The organism is Cognatundibacterium jejuense (assembly GCF_014284255.1).
GTDB lineage: Bacteria > Pseudomonadota > Gammaproteobacteria > Burkholderiales > Burkholderiaceae_D > Undibacterium > Undibacterium jejuense.
This window is the reverse complement of record NZ_JACOFV010000005.1, coordinates 124,843-142,962: the sequence shown is the minus strand read 5'-3', so window position 1 is coordinate 142,962 and position 18,120 is coordinate 124,843. Positions and strand designations below refer to the sequence as shown.

General features: G+C 48.7%; 15 protein-coding genes. 1 reads left to right on the top strand and 14 read right to left on the bottom strand.

Annotated elements, in window-relative coordinates:
• The first annotated feature begins 153 nt into the window (after positions 1 to 153).
• On the top strand, positions 154 to 945 hold the full coding sequence (locus tag H8K32_RS07270) for a substrate-binding periplasmic protein (RefSeq protein ID WP_186911818.1): 792 nt from the start codon (positions 154 to 156) through the stop codon (positions 943 to 945).
• Positions 946 to 1,060: 115 nt separating this feature from the next.
• Here the strand turns inward: H8K32_RS07270 and budA are convergent, their stop codons facing one another.
• From budA to H8K32_RS07200, 14 genes are all read right to left on the bottom strand, one after another.
• Positions 1,061 to 1,846 carry an acetolactate decarboxylase gene (gene budA, locus H8K32_RS07265; protein WP_186911817.1) on the bottom strand — a complete coding sequence of 262 codons (786 nt, stop codon included), beginning with the start codon at positions 1,844 to 1,846 and terminating at the stop codon, positions 1,061 to 1,063.
• 199 nt (positions 1,847 to 2,045) lie between these two features.
• Positions 2,046 to 3,479, bottom strand: coding sequence for a cobyric acid synthase (locus H8K32_RS07260; protein ID WP_186911914.1), 1,434 nt, complete (start codon positions 3,477 to 3,479; stop codon positions 2,046 to 2,048).
• A gap of 106 nt (positions 3,480 to 3,585) precedes the next feature.
• Positions 3,586 to 5,070, bottom strand: coding sequence for an efflux transporter outer membrane subunit (locus H8K32_RS07255; RefSeq protein WP_186911816.1), 1,485 nt, complete (start codon positions 5,068 to 5,070; stop codon positions 3,586 to 3,588).
• Positions 5,067 to 6,308, bottom strand: a complete 1,242-nt coding sequence (locus tag H8K32_RS07250; RefSeq protein WP_186911815.1) for an efflux RND transporter periplasmic adaptor subunit — start codon at positions 6,306 to 6,308, stop codon at positions 5,067 to 5,069. Before H8K32_RS07250 ends, H8K32_RS07255 begins: the two co-directional genes overlap by 4 nt.
• A gap of 1 nt (position 6,309) precedes the next feature.
• Positions 6,310 to 9,546, bottom strand: coding sequence for an efflux RND transporter permease subunit (locus tag H8K32_RS07245; RefSeq protein ID WP_186911814.1), 3,237 nt, complete (start codon positions 9,544 to 9,546; stop codon positions 6,310 to 6,312).
• 247 nt (positions 9,547 to 9,793) lie between these two features.
• Positions 9,794 to 10,591: a cobalamin-binding protein gene (locus H8K32_RS07240; protein ID WP_186911813.1), complete on the bottom strand. Its 798-nt coding sequence runs from the start codon at positions 10,589 to 10,591 to the stop codon at positions 9,794 to 9,796.
• A complete protein-coding gene (locus H8K32_RS07235) occupies positions 10,588 to 11,499 on the bottom strand; it encodes a cobalamin-binding protein (RefSeq protein WP_186911812.1) in 912 nt (303 codons plus the stop codon). The genes H8K32_RS07240 and H8K32_RS07235 overlap by 4 nt, the downstream gene beginning before the upstream one ends.
• Positions 11,492 to 12,529 carry a threonine-phosphate decarboxylase CobD gene (cobD, locus tag H8K32_RS07230; RefSeq protein WP_186911913.1) on the bottom strand — a complete coding sequence of 346 codons (1,038 nt, stop codon included), beginning with the start codon at positions 12,527 to 12,529 and terminating at the stop codon, positions 11,492 to 11,494. The genes H8K32_RS07235 and cobD overlap by 8 nt, the downstream gene beginning before the upstream one ends.
• A gap of 1 nt (position 12,530) precedes the next feature.
• Positions 12,531 to 13,487, bottom strand: a complete 957-nt coding sequence (gene cbiB, locus H8K32_RS07225) for an adenosylcobinamide-phosphate synthase CbiB (protein ID WP_186911811.1) — start codon at positions 13,485 to 13,487, stop codon at positions 12,531 to 12,533.
• The gene (gene cobU / locus H8K32_RS07220; RefSeq protein ID WP_186911810.1) at positions 13,481 to 14,050 is read right to left on the bottom strand and encodes a bifunctional adenosylcobinamide kinase/adenosylcobinamide-phosphate guanylyltransferase; all 570 of its coding nucleotides are present in this window, start codon (positions 14,048 to 14,050) and stop codon (positions 13,481 to 13,483) included. Before cobU ends, cbiB begins: the two co-directional genes overlap by 7 nt.
• Positions 14,047 to 15,375, bottom strand: a complete 1,329-nt coding sequence (locus tag H8K32_RS07215) for a cobyrinate a,c-diamide synthase (protein ID WP_186911809.1) — start codon at positions 15,373 to 15,375, stop codon at positions 14,047 to 14,049. Before H8K32_RS07215 ends, cobU begins: the two co-directional genes overlap by 4 nt.
• Entirely contained in the window at positions 15,369 to 16,034 is a 666-nt protein-coding gene (gene cobO / locus H8K32_RS07210; RefSeq protein ID WP_186911808.1) for a cob(I)yrinic acid a,c-diamide adenosyltransferase, read from the bottom strand. Before cobO ends, H8K32_RS07215 begins: the two co-directional genes overlap by 7 nt.
• A gap of 11 nt (positions 16,035 to 16,045) precedes the next feature.
• Positions 16,046 to 16,807, bottom strand: a complete 762-nt coding sequence (locus tag H8K32_RS07205; RefSeq protein WP_186911807.1) for an ABC transporter ATP-binding protein — start codon at positions 16,805 to 16,807, stop codon at positions 16,046 to 16,048.
• A complete protein-coding gene (locus H8K32_RS07200) occupies positions 16,807 to 17,859 on the bottom strand; it encodes a FecCD family ABC transporter permease (protein WP_186911912.1) in 1,053 nt (350 codons plus the stop codon). The genes H8K32_RS07205 and H8K32_RS07200 overlap by 1 nt, the downstream gene beginning before the upstream one ends.
• Positions 17,860 to 18,120 lie beyond the last annotated feature (261 nt).

Genomic DNA, 18,120 nt, shown 5'->3' with positions numbered 1-18,120 from the left:
TCTGCATCAATGTTCACACAAATTCACAATAAAAGTGCATTTTCTTCATCGTCCTCTCAACTATACTAAATAATTAAGCGCATTTCGAGCTGGATAAACATGTAGCCTTAGCAAAGTTCCTCACGTCTTTGTTTTTTTCTTGATTGGAAAAATATGAGAAGAACATGTGGCCGTATCGGTTACAACCTGTTGCTCCTAAGTTTCATGTTCATTTTTTTTACTGAAAGTGATCAAACACTAGGCGCCGAACTACGAATTGATACTATTGCAGTAACACCATTCGGCTTCTTAACGGCGGATGGCAAACCGACTGGCATGATGTATGAAATCGCCAATAAAATTGCTGAACAAGCCGGGCTGCCGCATTCCAATACGGTCGTTCCTTACGCACGCACCATCATCGATATTCAATCTGGCAATGCCGATATCGTGCTTAGGATTGGTAACGACAAATTAGGGGAAGTTGCTATACCGGTTGCAACTGTTGTGAGTATGCCGATTATCATCGTCAGTACAAACAAAAATCATTTTAATAACCTGAGTGAAATGCAAGGTTTAACGGTTGGTGTATTACGTGGAGGCCAGTTTGACAATGATTTTGACAATAATAGCAATATTATCAAATACGCTGTCAATGACTATGTGCAAATCATCAAAATGCTCGCTGCAGGACGCCTGGACGCAGGAATTGGTACCAGTGTCGGGATTTACTATTCGAGTTTACAGGCTGGAATAACGCCAGACAAACTCGGACAATCTTTGCTCATTGGTCGAAGAGATTTTGTTTTATATATGTCGAAAAAAACTGCGAATCCACAAACCATAGAAGCTTTACGGGAGGCCACTCTAAAATTAAGCGCCAATGGTCAGATTAAAAATATTATTGATAAATACATGTCTGACTTCAATTGGGATTTACAAGATGTGCCACTTAAAGCTCGTTGACCTGAAATGCGTACCAGGTCAACGAATGACAATGCATAAAAACGAAATCAAAACGGTTAAAAAGAGCTGGCATCACTCTCGTTCTCATCCAGGATTTCAACCGTTCCTTGCTACATTAATTTCTACTTTTTTCTACCGCATGTAACTCTTGCGAACGATCTTTAGATTGATCTGCCTGCTTAAAGCCATCAGTCGTTGGCACTTTAAGCTCTACTGCAGTGATAGTCGCAATTTGGGCTTTTCCCGTTAATAAGTGCAGCTTCAATACGTGGCCGCCACTACGATGATCGGCAGACAAAAAATGCCAGTGGTAACCAGGGACATTAAAACCCTTTACGAATGCCGGGCTACGAAAGCCGATCAATTGGCCTTTACTGCTACCGATAATAAATACTGACTGGGTTTTCGATACTTCTGCTAAAGGCTTATACGGCTTGTCTTGTGGATAAATTGCACGGGTCGTCATCTCCTCAAAATCCCCTTCTAAACGAATCGCATAAAACAAGTTTTTATTGTCCAGATTCGCATCCAATTTTGCTTCGAGTTCAGCCAGCGTTTTTGCATCCGAGATTTCTAAAGTTGCGCTTGGCTTAAAGTCAGTAACAATGGCCAGCGGCGAATATTCCTGAGGGTTAGCTAATTCTACTTTACCGCTGCCTTTGACTTTATAAAACACGCCATCCAACAAAATCATTTCACCATCAACACGATTGTAGGTACCCAAACCGAAATTGCCGTGCTTGGCCAACTCTGCGACGCTCATATCACCCTCGTAGTTACCAGCAAGCAGCGCATCGATTGTGGAGTATTGAAACAAGCGCGCTTCATCAGCTTTCGCCATTGGCAGCATTGACAGAGTGAATATGGCGGACAGAGAAATATGTTTGAGTACAGTTTTCATGTGATATCGGGAAGTTGAGGTGACAGGAGGCTTAACGCCAGACACGCCTGAGAAAGCGGCAACGCTTTTGAAGGTCGCTATTTCATTATGATGAAATTTTATTTTTTTAACAATCTTTACTCTTATAACTTGTTGCACCAGCTTCCAGAACTTTTGATTTTTTCCAATCATTCCCAATAAACCTTCTCATTCGCAATTCTTACTTTGCGATTGAGAGCGACTGCAATGCATCTACCAACGACTGGCACGCATCAGCGATGCGGTCTATGCTTTGCTCCCGCAACGCAGCCAGATCTGGTTTTAAATTGCTTTGCAAACCTGCCCATTTCAATAAAGCGTGACAAGCGTCCGGATGATCGAACAGGCCATGCAGATACGTTCCGAGAATCAGGTTATCAGGAGAACGTGCACCCTCATCTTCGCCGTTGATTTTAAACGCTGGCAAGGTATCGTTGCTGGCATAGGTGATCCCCATATGAATTTCATAACCTTCTACCGGGACAGTAAGGTCACCAAATGCGCACGTGCCAGTCACTTGCTCCAGTCGTTTTTCAGATGTCAGTTCTGTGGTGATATCGAGCAAACCTAAGCCTGTGCTATCTCCTGGATTGCCTTCTACGCCATGGGGATCACTAACGACTTGTCCTAACATTTGATAACCACCGCAAATACCAATGACTTTGCCACCGTAACGCAGGTGCTTTTCTATTGCCACTTGCCAGCCCTGACTTTGCAAAAATTCCAAATCACCACGGGTATTTTTACTGCCTGGCAGGATAATCAAGTCAGCCGCCGGTATCGTCATCCCGATACTGATAAATTGCAGATCCACATCTGGATGCGCGCGTAAAGCATCAAAATCAGTATGATTGGAAATACGCGGAATCACCGGCACAATGATTTTAAATTTACCGCTATTGGACTGACTCGATTGAATCGCGTCTTCAGCGTCAAGTTGCAAGCCATGCAGATACGGCAGTACCGCCAAGACTGGTTTGCCTGTCTTTTCTTCCAGCCATTTCAGGCCTGGTTCGAGCAAACTGATATCACCACGAAAGCGATTAATTACAAAACCGACGATGCGCTTTTGTTCGGATTCAGATAAGCAGGCCAAGGTTCCCAAAAAGTGTGCGAACACGCCACCACGGTCAATATCCGCGACTAAAATAACTGGACAATCCACTGCTTCAGCAAAGCCCATATTAGCGATATCTCGTTCGCGCAGATTGACTTCTGCCGGGCTGCCGGCACCTTCAACGATGATGGCATCGTAATTGCGCTGGAGTCTCGCATACGACTCCAACACGGCGCCCATGGCGATGGTTTTGTACTGTTGGTAATCACGCGCATTCATATCGGCGCGCACTTTGCCATGAATGATGACTTGGGCACCAGTATCAGAAGACGGTTTGAGCAAGACTGGATTCATATCTGTGTGTGCAGGCAAACGTGCTGCTTGCGCTTGCAAGGCCTGTGCGCGGCCAATCTCGCCACCATCAATTGTCACAGCACTGTTGAGTGCCATATTTTGTGGTTTCATGGGAACAACACGCACGCCTTGTCTTTGTAGTAAGCGGCACAGTGCCGCCACGACAGTGCTTTTTCCTGCATCGGAAGTGGTGCCCTGCACCATCAGAGTAGAGATATTCATTTTGATTCCAGAATCGAATGGCGAATCTGCCAGAAATACGTGCGGCGAAGTTGAGAGCAAAAATATAATGCCCTCAGCTTCGCGCAAGTTACATCGTCGCTGAGTTGTTTGCAGTATTGCCTGTAGTATTATTTGTAGCGCTTGCTTCTGCAGACTTCCAACCACCACCGCTGGCTTTAATCACATAAACGGCAGTCAACATTTGCTGGCCTTGAATTTGTACCAATTGACGCTGATCGGCTAACAGAGTTTGCTGCGCGGTGATCACTTCGAGATATGTTGCCAGACCGCCGGTATAGCGAGCATTTGCCAAATCCAATACGCGCTGAGCACTATTCACACTAGCCTGCGCCTGCTGACGTGCATGCGCCAGCAATACCGCGCCTTGCATGCCATCTTCCAATTCCTGCATGGCAACCAGCACACTTTGACGATAATTCGCAATCGTCGCAGTGTAGGCCGCTTTAGCGTAACTGACGTTGGCATCAGTTTTACCGCCATCAAACAAAGTCTGGGTTACTGACGCACCGAGTGACCATAAGATGCTAGGGGCACTGATCAGGTTACCGAATTCAGTACTATTCCAGCCACCATTTGCCTGCAGCATCAAGGATGGATAATAGGCTGCGCGTGCTATGCCGATATTGGCATTCGCCACCGCCACTGCACGTTCGGCAGATGCTACGTCGGGACGACGTTGCAATACTTCCGATGGCACTGCGACTGGAATCGTAGGCGGATTCAGGTTCATCACCTGGCTTGTCAGATTGAATTCGGGTGCTGGCTTGCCAGTCATCGTTGCAAGTGCATGTTCAAACTGCATGCGTTGCTTTTGCAGTAGTTCGAGTTGGGTTTTATTCGCTTCCAATAACGCTTGTTGTTGCGCCAGATCGAGCCCGGACGCAGCACCCAGATCATGTCGGTCAGTAATAAATTGCAATGCCTTCGCCTGCAAGCTGATGGCTTCGCGCACGACCTTAATTTCGGCATCTAATGCGCGCAAGCTAAAATAATCGGCGACGAGTTCAGCCATCAACACTAACCGCACGTTTTCCAGATCCGCACTAGCGGCTTGTTCAGCGGCTTGTGCACTTTCTATGCTTTTCCGCACACGGCCAAACAAATCCGCTTCATAGTTCACGGCAAAACCTAGTTGACGGCTATTTTGTACCGTCGATTGATTAACGGCGTTATACGCTGCTAAAGGACGATCAGCGGAAATTTTCAGGCGTGAGCTACCAGCTTGGGCACCGATTTGTGGGAACAACCCAGCATTAGCAACACTGGCCTGCGCTTTAGCTTGCTCATAATGCGCCACCGCAGCTTGCAACCGCTGATTGTTCGCCAATAAACTGGTAGCAAGTTGGTTTAAGTCAGTATCGTGAAATAACTCCCACCAGTTGCCTTTTGTTTCGCTATCGACAGCGGTAGCGGCGACAAATGGTACGTCGGTTTTCCATTGCGATGGCAGCGCCATTTCTGGCTTTTTGTAGTCAGGCCCAGTCGTGCAGCCCCCCAACAACAATAGTGAACTCAGTGAAGTCAATGCAAAACTGTAACGTGCGGCTTTCATGCGGCCGCCTTTTTCTCTTCTTCAGGCTTGGCTGGTAAAACGATGACTGTATCTTTGTCCGCCAGCGAATCAGCAGGATTTAAGACCAGCTTATCGTTGACGCTAATGCCATCAAGAATTTCCAGCTTATTGCCTAAATCATGGCCGATTTTGACCGTCCGCAATTGGATGGTACCTTTGGCATCCACAATCGCCACGCGAGTTCCTTCAGGACGGAACAGGATGACATTCGATGGCACGGTTAAGATGTTGCTGGTTCCACCAACTGGTAAGGCGACTTCAACATACGCCCCCGCTAACAGCGTGTTGTCTTTATTCGGCAAATTAATTTCCAACTGCATGGTGCGGGTTGCCACGTCGATAGCACCCGCAGTGCGCGCCACCGTGCCATGAAAAATCTGTCCTGATAATTCTTTTTGCGAAATACTGACCGTATCACCCGCTTTGATACGTTGAGCATAAGCTTGCGGCACATAGACATAAACCCGCAAAGTATCAACCTGCGCCAGGCTAAATAAGGCTTTAGCAGCGCCGCCGTTACCGGCGTCGATCAGGTCACCAACTTCTACATTGCGACGTGTGATGACACCAGAAAAAGGAGCAATGATACGTTTGAATTGCTCTTGTCTTTGCAGACGTAGCACATTCGCATTCGCCGCTGCCAGATTGGCTTTCGCTTGCGTAAAGGCGCTGCTACGCTCATTCAATTCTTGTTGCGTTACCGCGTCTTTTTTGCGTAAAGCTTCCCAGCGTTCAGCAGAGGTTTTTGCCAGATCAAGACTGGATGCGGCCTGATCACGAGCGGCAATGGCTTGTGCCAGTTGCTGATCAATTTCTGGCGTATCGATTTCTGCCAACACATCACCTTTGGCAACACGCGCACCGATATCTTTGTTCCAACGTAAAACGTAACCGCTACTACGTGAGTAAATCGGCGCTTCTATTATGCCTTGCAAAGTGCCTGGCAAAGTCAGTTCGCCTTTACCAGAAGCAGGCTTCGCATTGACCGTTGTCACATACAATTTGCTATGTTCTGCTGTTGCTTGTTCCAAAGCATGGGCATGGTTGGCACGTAAAGCGAAGGTCGCAACGCCACCTAAACCGAGGCAAATCAACACACCGAGGCTGATCAGACGGGCACGACGCAAAATAGGGCCGCGATGCGGATGCGCTGCGTGATGATGCTGGCTTCCGTGAATACCGATGTTGGCATGACGTTTTTCAGATTGTTCAGACATCTTAAGACTTCCCTTCTTCTACAACTGGTGCGCTGGCAGGTACGGCATGATCAGTATGTCCGCCGCGCTGATTGATTTTTTCCTGGCGGTGATTCAAATAACGGTGAATGCCAGCGAACACAATAGGAACAAAAAACAAAGTAGAAACGGTTGCAAATAGCAAGCCACCGATGACGGCGCGACCTAGCGGTGCATTTTGTTCAGCACCTTCGCCAAAACCGATTGCCATTGGAATCATACCAATGATCATGGCCAATGCAGTCATCAACACCGGACGTATCCGAGTCGCCCCGGCTTCCAAGGCGGCTGACAATGGTGGCAAGCCTTCATTCATACATTGACGCGCAAACGACACCATCAAAATACTATTTGCCGTCGCCACACCCATGGTCATAATCGCCCCCGTCAGGGCGGGTACGCTCAACGTCGTACCAGTTAAGAACAACATCCAGACAATACCTGCCAACGCTGCAGGTAATGCCGTAATAATGATGAATGGATCTATCCACGACTGGAAGTTCACGACAATCAATAGGTACACCAATACGATCGCCATTGCCAGACCAATGCCCAAACCAACGAATGAGGATTTCATCGTTTCGACCTGGCCACGAATATTAATTGTGGTACCACGTGGCAATTCTGCACGTAACTGATTGACCAATTTTTCTGTTTCACCAGCGACGCCTGCCAGATCACGACCTTCTACGCTGACATACAAATCGATGACTGGTTTGATGTTGTAATGGGAAACTACCGCAAACTGTTCTGCAGGCTTCACATCCACCAGATTGCGCAGCATTTGCGTCAGCATATTACCGTTGGCATTCGGTACAGCATTCGCTGCTTTTACTGGTGTACGCAATAGAGCGTCGAGATCATTGATTTGATATTGAGGCGTCTGCACCGCGATGTTATATACCACGCCATTGGCAGGATTGAGCCAAAACGCTGGTGCTGTCTGAAAACTGCCTGACAAAGAAACCAATAAGTTCTGCGCCACATCGACCGGATTTAAACCTAGTTGTTTGATCTGACTTCTATCCATATTCAATGCCAGGGTCGGCAGATTATTTTTTTGGTGAATATGCACATCCACCGCTCCTGGTATTGTTTTAACCTGCTTCATCAACTTACTAGCGAGTTGATAATTGCCATGTAAGTCAGCGCCAGCAATCTGGATATCCAGCGCCGCAGGCAAACCAAAGTTCAGAATCTGCGTGACGATATCAGCAGGTTGGAAGAAAAATTCTACACCCGGAAAATGCTTAGGTAACTCGCGACGTAATTGATCAACATACGTTGCTGTCGCTTGATGGTCTTCGGATAAGGACATCAAAATTTCGGCATCCATGCTACCGATGGTACCTGCATTGCTGTACGACAAGTTAATACCGCTGTATGGTAAGCCGATATTATCAAGTACCGTAACAAGCTCTTTCGCAGGAATGACAGTTCGTATCACCTTCTCGACTTCGTCAGCAATCCGCGCGGTTTCTTCCAATCGGGTACCGGTAGGAGTTCGCATGTGTAAGCGAATCTGCCCCGAGTCAACGGCAGGAAAAAAGTCTCTCCCTAAGGTAAATACCAGGCCGCAAGACAATACGCAGAACGCCAGAAATACGCCACCAAACGCTTTACGATGCGTCAACAAGGTAGACAAGATGATGATGTAGCCACCGCGGAATTTTTCAAATCCAGCATCAAAACGGCGATACACGCGCTGTAACAGGCTTGGTTTGGCATTCGGATCGATGTGCGCGTGATCCATCATCAACATAACCATCGTCGGTACCAATGTCCTTGACAAGACATACGATGCCAACATGGCAAACACCACGGCTTCTGCCAAAGGTACGAACAAATACTTGGCGACCCCAGCCAGGAAAAACATAGGCACGAACACAATACAAATACACAGCGTCGATACCAGTGCCGGAATCGCGATCTCTCCGGCGCCGTCCAAAATCGCCTTGTGCAGATCGACGCCCTGATGTAAATGTCGCTCGATATTCTCAATCGTCACTGTCGCATCATCGACCAGAATACCCACCGCCAATGCCAGACCGCCCAGCGTCATAATATTGATGGTTTCTCCCATCGCATACAGAGCCAGAATCGAAGACAAAATTGATAAAGGAATCGATACCGCAATAATCAAAGTACTGCGCCAGTTACCAAGGAACAGCAATATCATTGCAGCGGTCAGGCAGGCAGCAATTAAAGCTTCATGAATCACGCCGCTGATCGCCGCTTTGACAAAGACCGATTGATCAAACAAAGTAGAAATTTTTAAATCTTTAGGCACACCCTGCGCCACTGCGGGCAACATGCCTTTGAGTGTGTTGACGATATCCAACGTCGAAGAACCACCATTTTTCAACACCGATAACAAAGCACCACGCTGCCCGTCCTGACGGACAATGTTGGTTTGCGGAGTAAAACCGTCACGCACTCTGGCAACTTCCGATAAATAGGTGGTGCTGCCGTTTTTTGCCAGCACCGGGATATTATTCAAACCAGCGATCGTATCCGGCGAACCATTCATGGCGACGTTAAATTCAGTACCGCCAATTTTTGCTGTTCCTGAAGGCAAGGCTAAATTCTGTGCATTGACTGCATTGACCACGTCGGTCGGCGTTAAACCCTTTGCCAGCAAGGCCTGATTATCCAAATCCACCGACACCACACGCATCTTCCCGCCGTAAGGATAAGGAATTGCTGCCCCAGGCACGGTAATCAATTGCGGACGCAAGAAGTTAATTGCCGTATCACCGAGGGCTTGCTCAGTCATGGTCGGGCTCGACAAGCCTAATTGGATGACAGGAATACTCGACGCCGAGTACTTGATGATCAGCGGTGGCGTAATCCCCGCTGGTAATTGACGTAACTGTGCTTGTTCAATCGCCACAACCTGTGCGATTGCCATCTGAATATTGACGTTAGGCTGAAAGAAAATTTTGATGATGGCAATGCCTGCCAGAGATTGCGACTCGACGTGCTCAATATCGTTGACTGTCGTCGTCAGACTGCGTTCATTGGTAGCAGTAATACGCTGCCCCATTTCCTGCGCTGACAAACCTCCGTAGTTCCAGATAATACTCACGACCGGAATATTAATGTCAGGCAAAATATCGGTCGCCATTTTGGTTAAAACCAACGGCGTAGACAATAAAATGAGCAGGGCCATTACAATAAAAGTGTAAGGGCGTCTAAGTGCTATCTGAACAATCCACATGTTTTAACCTGGAAACGGAGTTTGGACAGGGCGCAGACATTTAATCATTGGTTCAGCTCTTCAACAACAATGTCAAAACAATGAAAAACACGCGCAACTGCATGACTTAGCGATTTAAAATACCTTGGGACTCATAGTTTCCGCAAAGGTACAAAAATCGGTGCAAGCGGATTGTAGCGGAAAATAAGAAAGTTGATTGTATCGCTAATATTTCAAGAAAAATGACATGGATAGTTTCAAATTTGGACTAAACATGGCTTTTTTGCCATGTGCCAATAATCTGACGCAATTGAAGTAAGCCATGCTCAATCGCCGCTGGACCTGGCGACAAAATGTCTGGCGATTTGATTTCAAATACATAACCTTCGCGGACAGCTGGTATTTGTCTCCAGCCTTCACGTTCCTTCAGGCTTTCTGGACGAAATTTTTTACCGCACCAAGAACCGATAATAATGTCCGGAGCACGCCTGACAACTTCCATAGGATCGGCAATAATTCTTTGTTTGGCGCTAAAGTGCACCGCCAGATCAGAGAACACATCATTACCACCCGCAACCGAGATCAACTCTGAGACCCAGCCAATACCTGACATCAAAGGTTCGTTCCATTCTTCAAAATAGACCTTGGGACGAGGCTGGTCATCATTGGTCTGTGCCTTAATGTAATCAATCTGAGTCTGTAAGCTGGCAATCAGCGCGTTAGCCTCTGCCTGCTTGTCGACAAGATTGCCGACCGTTTTAATCATTCGCAAAATCCCCGCGATAGTGCGTTGATTAAATGCGTGTACTTCTACCCCAGTACTAATTAATTCTTTGCACAGTTCTGCCTGCATATTGGAATATGCCAGTACCAGATCAGGCTGCACCGCTAACACGCGTTCCGCCTTACCTGAAGAAAACGCGCTGATTTTTGGCTTTTCTTCACGTGCCCGCGCTGGTCTGACGGTGTAACCGGAGATACCTGCAACTAAATCCTCAGCCCCTAATGCGTACATCACCTCGACGGCCTCAGTCGAAAGACAGGCTACACGTTGATACATACTCATTTTTGGCCTTTACCTGAAGCGCTACTGCGATGTTGGCGTGCCTGCTCCAATGCAGAACAGATCGCTTTTGCGCCATCAATAATTCTTGGCCCCGGTCGATTCATTAAATCACCATCAATGGACAACAAATTATGATTTTTATTTGCCAGCAAGGTGTTAAAGCTTTTCCATTGAACAATATCGTTCTTGCTTTCGCCTTTGGCATCAGTACCGATGATCAGTTCAGGATTTTCTTGCAATACGGCTTCCACTGTCACAACAGGTGCGGAGGCCGACAGTTGACCAAAAATATTGTCACCGCCACAAAGACGAATCGCATCGCTAACGATGTGCTTATCGTTCAGGGTATAGAGCGGACGACCCCAGACTTGATAAAAAGTCCTGACCTTAGGCTTATTCTGATACTGCGAACTGAGTTGTTGCAACTGCTGGCTAAAGCTTGTCGCGGCGGCTTGCGCGGCATTTTCCGTACCCATCATCTGGCCAAATTTAGTCAACGTGTCGGGAACTTGATTGAGCTTTTGTGGTTCGCTAAAGAAAAATGGAATGCCTGATTTACGTAGCGTTTCTAGTTGTTGATTAAAAGCGCCATGCATCCATACGACTAATAAATCTGGTTTTAAGGCGATGATACGTTCCAGATCTACCTGACGTAAGTCACCGACGCGTTGAATACTTTTTGCCGATTCAGGGTAATCGCTATACTTGACGGTACCGACGATTTTACTTCCGGCGCCTGCCGCAAAAATCAATTCGGTGACATGCGGCGCAAGGCTAATGACTCTTTGTGCCGGGCGTTCTAACGTAACGATATTTCCTAAGTCGTCAGTCACTGTGATAGCAGCAAAACTGCTCGCTGATAATGCCATCAGACAAGTCGCCAAAGCGAGCCAAAGAGATTTATACATGCTGCTGTGTCCATTCATTCAAAGTACTGCTTAATAACTGCCAACCTGCTTCGCTTCCCGGCAAACCAAAACGCAAACCGTGAGGCCCACCATGCAGACGATCCGAAGCTTCCGGGAACCAGCGCAACCAGACACCGCGTTCTGCCATGAAATGCCATAAAATTTCGGTTTGTCCATCCAGATCACGATGGCTTGCCCATTGAAACAAATCTGTCCCCGACGAGTTGATCCCATGTTGCTTCAACAGGCTTCGCAAACGCTCACCTTGCGCATGCAATAGCGTGCGGGTCGCCATTTGCCAGACGCGATCGTTTAACGCCGCGATGGCGATTTGCTGAGCAGGACCACTCACAGCCCATGGCCCCAGCATTGCTGCGAGTTGTTGCAATAGCTCAGTCTGCGCTGCGACAAAGCCTAAGCGTATTCCTGCTAAACCAAAAAACTTACCGACAGACCGTAGCACTATCAAACCAGATTGCTGCGTTTCTGCCGCGACGCTCAACATCGGTAAGGTATCACCAAAAGCTTCGTCGACGACTAACCAGCCACCACGCTGTGCGAGGCGTTCAGCCCATTTCAACAATTGCTCAGGCGCGATGATTTCGCCGGTGGGATTATTCGGATTACATAACACAACCACGTCAGCTTGATCGACCATGCTATCGACCGAAACATAATTAGCTTCGGTCACCTGATTTCCAGCGCGTCGCCATTGGTGAGCGTGTTCAGCATACGAGGGGGCAGACACCACGACTCTCGCGACACCATGCAAGTGATGACGTAACAAAGGCAATGCCTGAATCGCTGCCTGCGTACCAGCAACCGCCAACATTGTGGGCGCGGCGTAATAAGTTTGTGCCGCGATGATGAGTTCGTCTGAATGCTCTGGCAAACGGTGCCAGGCATTGTCAGCCAATACCGGTGCAGGATAAAAATGCGGATTAATTCCGGTCGACAAATCCAACCATTGCTCTAAAGGACGCTTAAAATTTTTTACGGCGTCACGTAAATTGCCACCATGGGCCAACAAGTTATGCTGCATACAAAGTTCCGCTCATGACGATAACGGCCAATACCAAAATACCAGTCCACAAAATACTGACATTCAGCACGAGTCGCCAGGCACTTTGTATATCTTGCGCTGTTGCGTTTCGCCCCATGCCTAATGGTGGACGCACTTCATCGACCCCATCGTAACTGGCACTGCCACCTAAAGCCAGACCCAACGCGCCAGCACCAGACGACATTACTGGCCCCGCATTCGGGCTAGACCAAGCCGGTGCCTGCGTGCGCCAACACTTTAAAGCCAGCCGTGTTTGCCCCAGTAAAGCATAACTAAGTGCTGTCAGTCGCGCCGGTATCCAGTTCATGACATCGTCAATGCGTGCAGCAACACAACCAAAACGTAAGAAACGTTGATTGCGATAACCCCACATTGCATCCAGCGTGTTTGATGCGCGATACAAAACAGCACCTGCACCACCGAGCAACACAAACCAGAACAAGGTTCCGAACACGGCGTCGCAACCATTTTCCAACACCGACTCAACACTGGCTTTGGCCAGATATTCTTCATCAGCATGTGCGGTATCGCGACTGACAATATACGATGTCAAACGGCGGGCAGTGTCCAGATCACCCTGTTGCAAAGCGGACTGTATCGGCAAATTATGGTCACGCAAGCTGCGCAAGCCGACACAAAAATACAGCAGTAGCACATTCAATAAAGGGGCAAGCCACAAACTAAAGCGGGCGGCAAGTATCAGCACAACTTGCGTACAACACACCAAAGGTATTACCGTCACGCACCACGCCAACGCGCCTTTCCAACGACTTGCTTCTGGATGATTTAACCTACGCTCAATGACATTCGCCATGTTGCCAAAGCCAACCAAAGGATGGTAGCGACGGACTTCTCCAATCGACATGTCCAGCGCCAATCCCAGCACGACACAGCAAGCGAGAACAGTCGCACTCATCATCAGCATGTCTGTCCTTTCAAATACAGAGGTAATCCAGCAGCGACCCACACCGCCTGCTCACAGATCGTTGCGACAGCTTGATTTAAGCGCCCTGCTTCATCAACAAACCACCTTGAAATCGCCCCCATAGGCACGATACCCATGCCCACTTCGTTCGATACCAATATCACGTCGCCCTTGGCGTGCGCGAGCGCACCGAGCAGTGCTTGCCTTTGCTGCGTGAACGTTGTTGGTGGCGTGATGATGCCGATCTCAGGAAACTCTGTCGCTTCAGCAAACAGACAATTCGATAACCAGACGGTCAGGCAATCAATCAGCACTACGGTATCCGGCTGGCTGTACTTTTCAATGATGGCACCCAGCTCAAGTTTCTGCTCAACCGTCGTCCAATGGGCTGGACGTTGACTTTGGTGATGGGCTATCCGCGCCTGCATTTCCGGATCGCTCGATGCGCTAGCCGTAGCAACATAAATCACTCGTTTTTCAGACTCACTCCATTGTTGCGCAATACGCTCTGCAAAGCCGCTTTTGCCTGAGCGAGCGCCACCAAAGACCAGCATACGTTTCATGATTGCACCGGTAAAAATAAATCTGCAGTTGCAGACAGATTTGACGGGAAATACGCATGAAAATACGACGCACGACAACTTCCAGATTGATAAATTGCTTCACCTGCAGCGCCATCGCGCTGCTTCGTCGTTTGCGAGATCGGCTGCAAATTGGTTTCAAAGCGCGAGTAATGAAAAGTGTGCCCTCGCAACTCTGCAGGCTCGCCAGAATCATCAGAATGCGTCCACTTTTGCCCACCCAAGGCGGCCAATCGTTTTTGCATATGCACGGTTCCAGTCAACAAGCCAGCCATGGGCCAGGCTTGCTCATTCTGATCAACCAGAGCTTCGGTGATCGACATCATGCCACCGCATTCTGCCCAGATCGGCATTCCAGATGCATGTGCGGCGCGAATCGATGCCAGCCAAACGTTTGCCTGGGTTAACGTTTGCGCATGCAATTCAGGATAACCGCCAGGCAAATACACTGCATCGGCTGAAGCGGGTATTGCTTGATTGGCGAGCGGTGAAAAAAAGACTAGCTCTGCGCCCATGCCGCGCAAACATTGCAAATTCGCTGGATATAAAAAAGCGAAAGCAGCATCACTTGCAATCGCAATTGTTTTTCCTTGTAGCGGTGTTGAAGATGATTGCGCATCAATACTGGATTCAGTATCGAGTTCAAAGTGGGTTTCAGGTAACGCATCCCAGGCTTGCATATCCAGCGTTAGCTGTGTCGCCATCTGATCCACAATTGTTTCAATTTGCAGAACTTCTTGTGGCAGTACCAGACCAAGATGCCGCTCAGGCAATGCTTGCTCCTGACGTGTGAGGCTGCCAAGTAGCGGGATATCGCGCATCGCTTCCGCCACCATTTGTGCGTGCCCTGGCGAAGCAATCCGATTCGCCATCACCCCCGCCAGATTGACCGGACCAAAATCACGTAAGCCCAAAGCCAGCGCACCTACTGTTTGCGCCATGGCTGACGCATCCAATACGACTAATACGGGTACGCCAAATGCGCGCGCCAGATCAGCCGATGAAGGGTTACCGTCATACAAACCCATCACGCCTTCAATCAAAATCACATCCGCGTGTTGTGCCGCTTGCGCCAACATCATTTGCGATGCGGCATGCCCGACCATCCACAAATCAAGTGAAAAAACAGGTGACCCACAAGCGCGTTCCAGCATCATGGGATCAATAAAATCCGGTCCCGTTTTAAATACACGAACCGTTTTTCCGAGTTGTACTAATTTTCTTGCGAGGGCTGCGGTAGTCGTGGTTTTGCCTTGCCCAGAAGCGATCGCCGAAACCAGCACGACTTTCGCTGATACGCCTACCATTCAACACCTGCCTGAGCAACAATACCGTCTTTAAACGCGTGCTTGACGACCTGCATTTCGGTCACGGTATCGGCAATCGCAATCAGTTCTGGCAAAGCGCCACGCCCAGTCACAACCACGTGCTGCATTTCTGGTCGTGCGTCTAAATCTGCAATGACTGTGTTGATATCCAAGTAGTGATATTTGAGCGCAATATTGAGCTCGTCGAAAACGACTAAACCTATGCTTGGATCATTTAAAAACTTCTTGCCTTGTTCCCAGGCGAGCGTTGCTTTTTCGATGTCGCGTTCACGGTTTTGCGTTTCCCAGGTATAGCCTTCACCCATCGCATGAAATTGCACTTCATCCGGAAAACGGCGTAAGAAAATTTCTTCACCGGTCGACATTGCCCCTTTAATAAACTGCACCACCCCGACTTTCATACCATGTCCCAAAGCACGCATGACCATGCCGAAAGCACTAGAGCTCTTGCCCTTGCCATTACCGGTATGAACTAGCAGCACGCCGGTTGCCCGTTGCGCCTGATCGATTTTTTCATCCATCAATGCTTTCTTACGTTGCATACGGCGTTGGTGGCGGGTATTGATGGTATCGGCCTCTGCGGCTGAGGTGACTTCCTGATGACCAACGTTGCTATCTGGTGAATTTAAATTGCTCATGATGACTTTCATTAATCGCGGGGCAAAAACAAGGTCTGGCCGTGATGGGTAAAACGTTCTATAGGATGTCCAAGACACAAGCTAAGCTGGTCGGCATTGAGTATGTTGTCAGCTGGACCAGCGACCCAACTGCCGTCCCCCATCAACAGCAAAGCATGGGTCGCGATCCGGTAAGCCAGATTTAAATCATGACTGACCATGACGACTGACTTATTTTGCTCGCGACATAACACTGAAAACAACTGCATCACGCTGACCTGATGCGCGAGGTCAAGCGCGTTCGCCGGTTCATCTAGTAGCATCAACTGCGCATCCTGCGCCAGCAAAGCGGCGATAGCAACGCGCTGACGTTCACCACCCGACAAGCTGCGCACGTCGCGTTGCGCGAGTTCTTCCACATCCAGATCACGCAATGCTTGCATAGCGATTTCTAAATCTGAATTCGATTCCCAATACTGGGTGCCTTGATATGGATGGCGCGAACTCAACACCGTATCAATGGCGCTATAGGCAAAAGCATCGACTCGGCTTTGCGGCAAAAAAGCACGCTCACGCGCCAACGCCAGCAAAGGCCATGCAGGCAAAGGTTTATCGTGTAAAAAAATTTGTCCGCCATCCGCTTCACGCAAGCCAGCTAAGGTACGCAACAGCGTGCTTTTACCCGCACCATTACGACCAATGATGCACCAGCATTCACCGGCTTTCACTTGCCAGCTTAATTTATCGATTAATAGCCGCTGACCAGCCTTCAAACTCAGGTAACGGGTTTCCATTAGCGTCTCCGCAATTGATGCAATTGCAGCAGGAACATCGGCACACCGATCATCGCCGTGATCACGCCCACAGGTAACTGCTGCGGCGCCACGACGGTGCGGGCAATGGTGTCAGCTAACACCAAAAAGCTTCCCCCCGCCAAAGTTGCACTAGGAATCAACAAGCGATGATCAGGCCCCAATGCAAAGCGGCATGCATGCGGCATAATCAAACCAACAAAACCAATGCTGCCCGCAGTACTCACAGCACTTGCCGTCAGCAAAGCTGAGCACAAAAATAATAACTGGCGTAAGCGACCGATATTCACACCCAGCGTCGTGGCGTTGTCCGCATGCATTGCCGCTACATTGATGCCACGCGCATTACGCATCGCAAATATCAATACCAACACGCCAACGATCCAGGGCATAGAGCTGCCCTGCGTGTTCGACAAGTCACCGATCATCCAAAACACCATACCGCGCAAACGGCTGTCTGGTGCAACTGACAGCATGAGCGTAATCAAGGCACCACAACCAGACGCTACAATCACCCCCGTCAGCAATAAAATCGGCGCACTACCATCGCTGCTACCACTACCGCGCAAATCGCGATATGCCAATGCAAACAATAACAAGGCAACAGCGATCGCGCCGGCAAACGCTGCTAAATCGACCATCCAGAACGCGCCATAAAATAAAATCATCGCCAAAGCGCCAACCGACGCACCACCAGAAATCCCGAGCACATACGGATCAGCGAGCGGATTACGCAATAAGGCCTGCATCATGACGCCAGAGAGCGCCAACGTGGCACCAGTAATAAAGCCACTCAAAGCACGCCCGAGTCGCAGTTCCAACAAACTGGCAGCGAGTGACGAGGGCTCTCCATGTATCAGCTCCATCATGGCATGCCACAATTCGCTCAGACTCAAACTCACCGAGCCGGTCAGGCAGGCAATGACAATGCTGAAAACAGATAAGAAAATTAAAAGAGGAATAATCAGACTGGCGCGCTTCGCAGCCAAGAGCAAAGGCTGGTGCGGAACCTGACGAAAAGAACACAGAGACATTTTTGTCATGCCTGAACCATAAAAATGGGGAAGCGAAAGAAACGAAAATACTGACAGACAGTTTCGTCACTCTGGCTTAAAAATTGGCTAAACGCTGACAATCAAATTTAGCGTTTAGCCTTTGCATCAAAAAATTGGTTTCCAAGATCGTGCGAGGTCACCGAATTTTCGTTAAAACATCTGGTACTACTTTGAAATTCCCGCTCTGAAAAAACCATCCCAGCGAGTAACACTAACTTTGCCGGGATGATTTTTCGACTA

Bases quoted from the DNA above. Each gene is read 5' to 3' on its own strand.
- H8K32_RS07270 (WP_186911818.1), top strand. From the start codon at position 154: ATGAGAAGAACATGTGGCCGTATCGGTTACAACCTGTTGCTCCTAAGT.
- budA (WP_186911817.1), bottom strand. From the start codon at position 1,846: ATGAAAACTGTACTCAAACATATTTCTCTGTCCGCCATATTCACTCTG.
- H8K32_RS07260 (WP_186911914.1), bottom strand. From the start codon at position 3,479: ATGGTGCAGGGCACCACTTCCGATGCAGGAAAAAGCACTGTCGTGGCG.
- H8K32_RS07255 (WP_186911816.1), bottom strand. From the start codon at position 5,070: ATGAAAGCCGCACGTTACAGTTTTGCATTGACTTCACTGAGTTCACTA.
- H8K32_RS07250 (WP_186911815.1), bottom strand. From the start codon at position 6,308: ATGTCTGAACAATCTGAAAAACGTCATGCCAACATCGGTATTCACGGA.
- H8K32_RS07245 (WP_186911814.1), bottom strand. From the start codon at position 9,546: ATGTGGATTGTTCAGATAGCACTTAGACGCCCTTACACTTTTATTGTA.
- H8K32_RS07240 (WP_186911813.1), bottom strand. From the start codon at position 10,591: ATGAGTATGTATCAACGTGTAGCCTGTCTTTCGACTGAGGCCGTCGAG.
- H8K32_RS07235 (WP_186911812.1), bottom strand. From the start codon at position 11,499: ATGTATAAATCTCTTTGGCTCGCTTTGGCGACTTGTCTGATGGCATTA.
- cbiB (WP_186911811.1), bottom strand. From the start codon at position 13,487: ATGCTGATGATGAGTGCGACTGTTCTCGCTTGCTGTGTCGTGCTGGGA.
- cobU (WP_186911810.1), bottom strand. From the start codon at position 14,050: ATGAAACGTATGCTGGTCTTTGGTGGCGCTCGCTCAGGCAAAAGCGGC.
- H8K32_RS07215 (WP_186911809.1), bottom strand. From the start codon at position 15,375: ATGGTAGGCGTATCAGCGAAAGTCGTGCTGGTTTCGGCGATCGCTTCT.
- cobO (WP_186911808.1), bottom strand. From the start codon at position 16,034: ATGAGCAATTTAAATTCACCAGATAGCAACGTTGGTCATCAGGAAGTC.
- H8K32_RS07205 (WP_186911807.1), bottom strand. From the start codon at position 16,807: ATGGAAACCCGTTACCTGAGTTTGAAGGCTGGTCAGCGGCTATTAATC.
- H8K32_RS07200 (WP_186911912.1), bottom strand. From the start codon at position 17,859: ATGTCTCTGTGTTCTTTTCGTCAGGTTCCGCACCAGCCTTTGCTCTTG.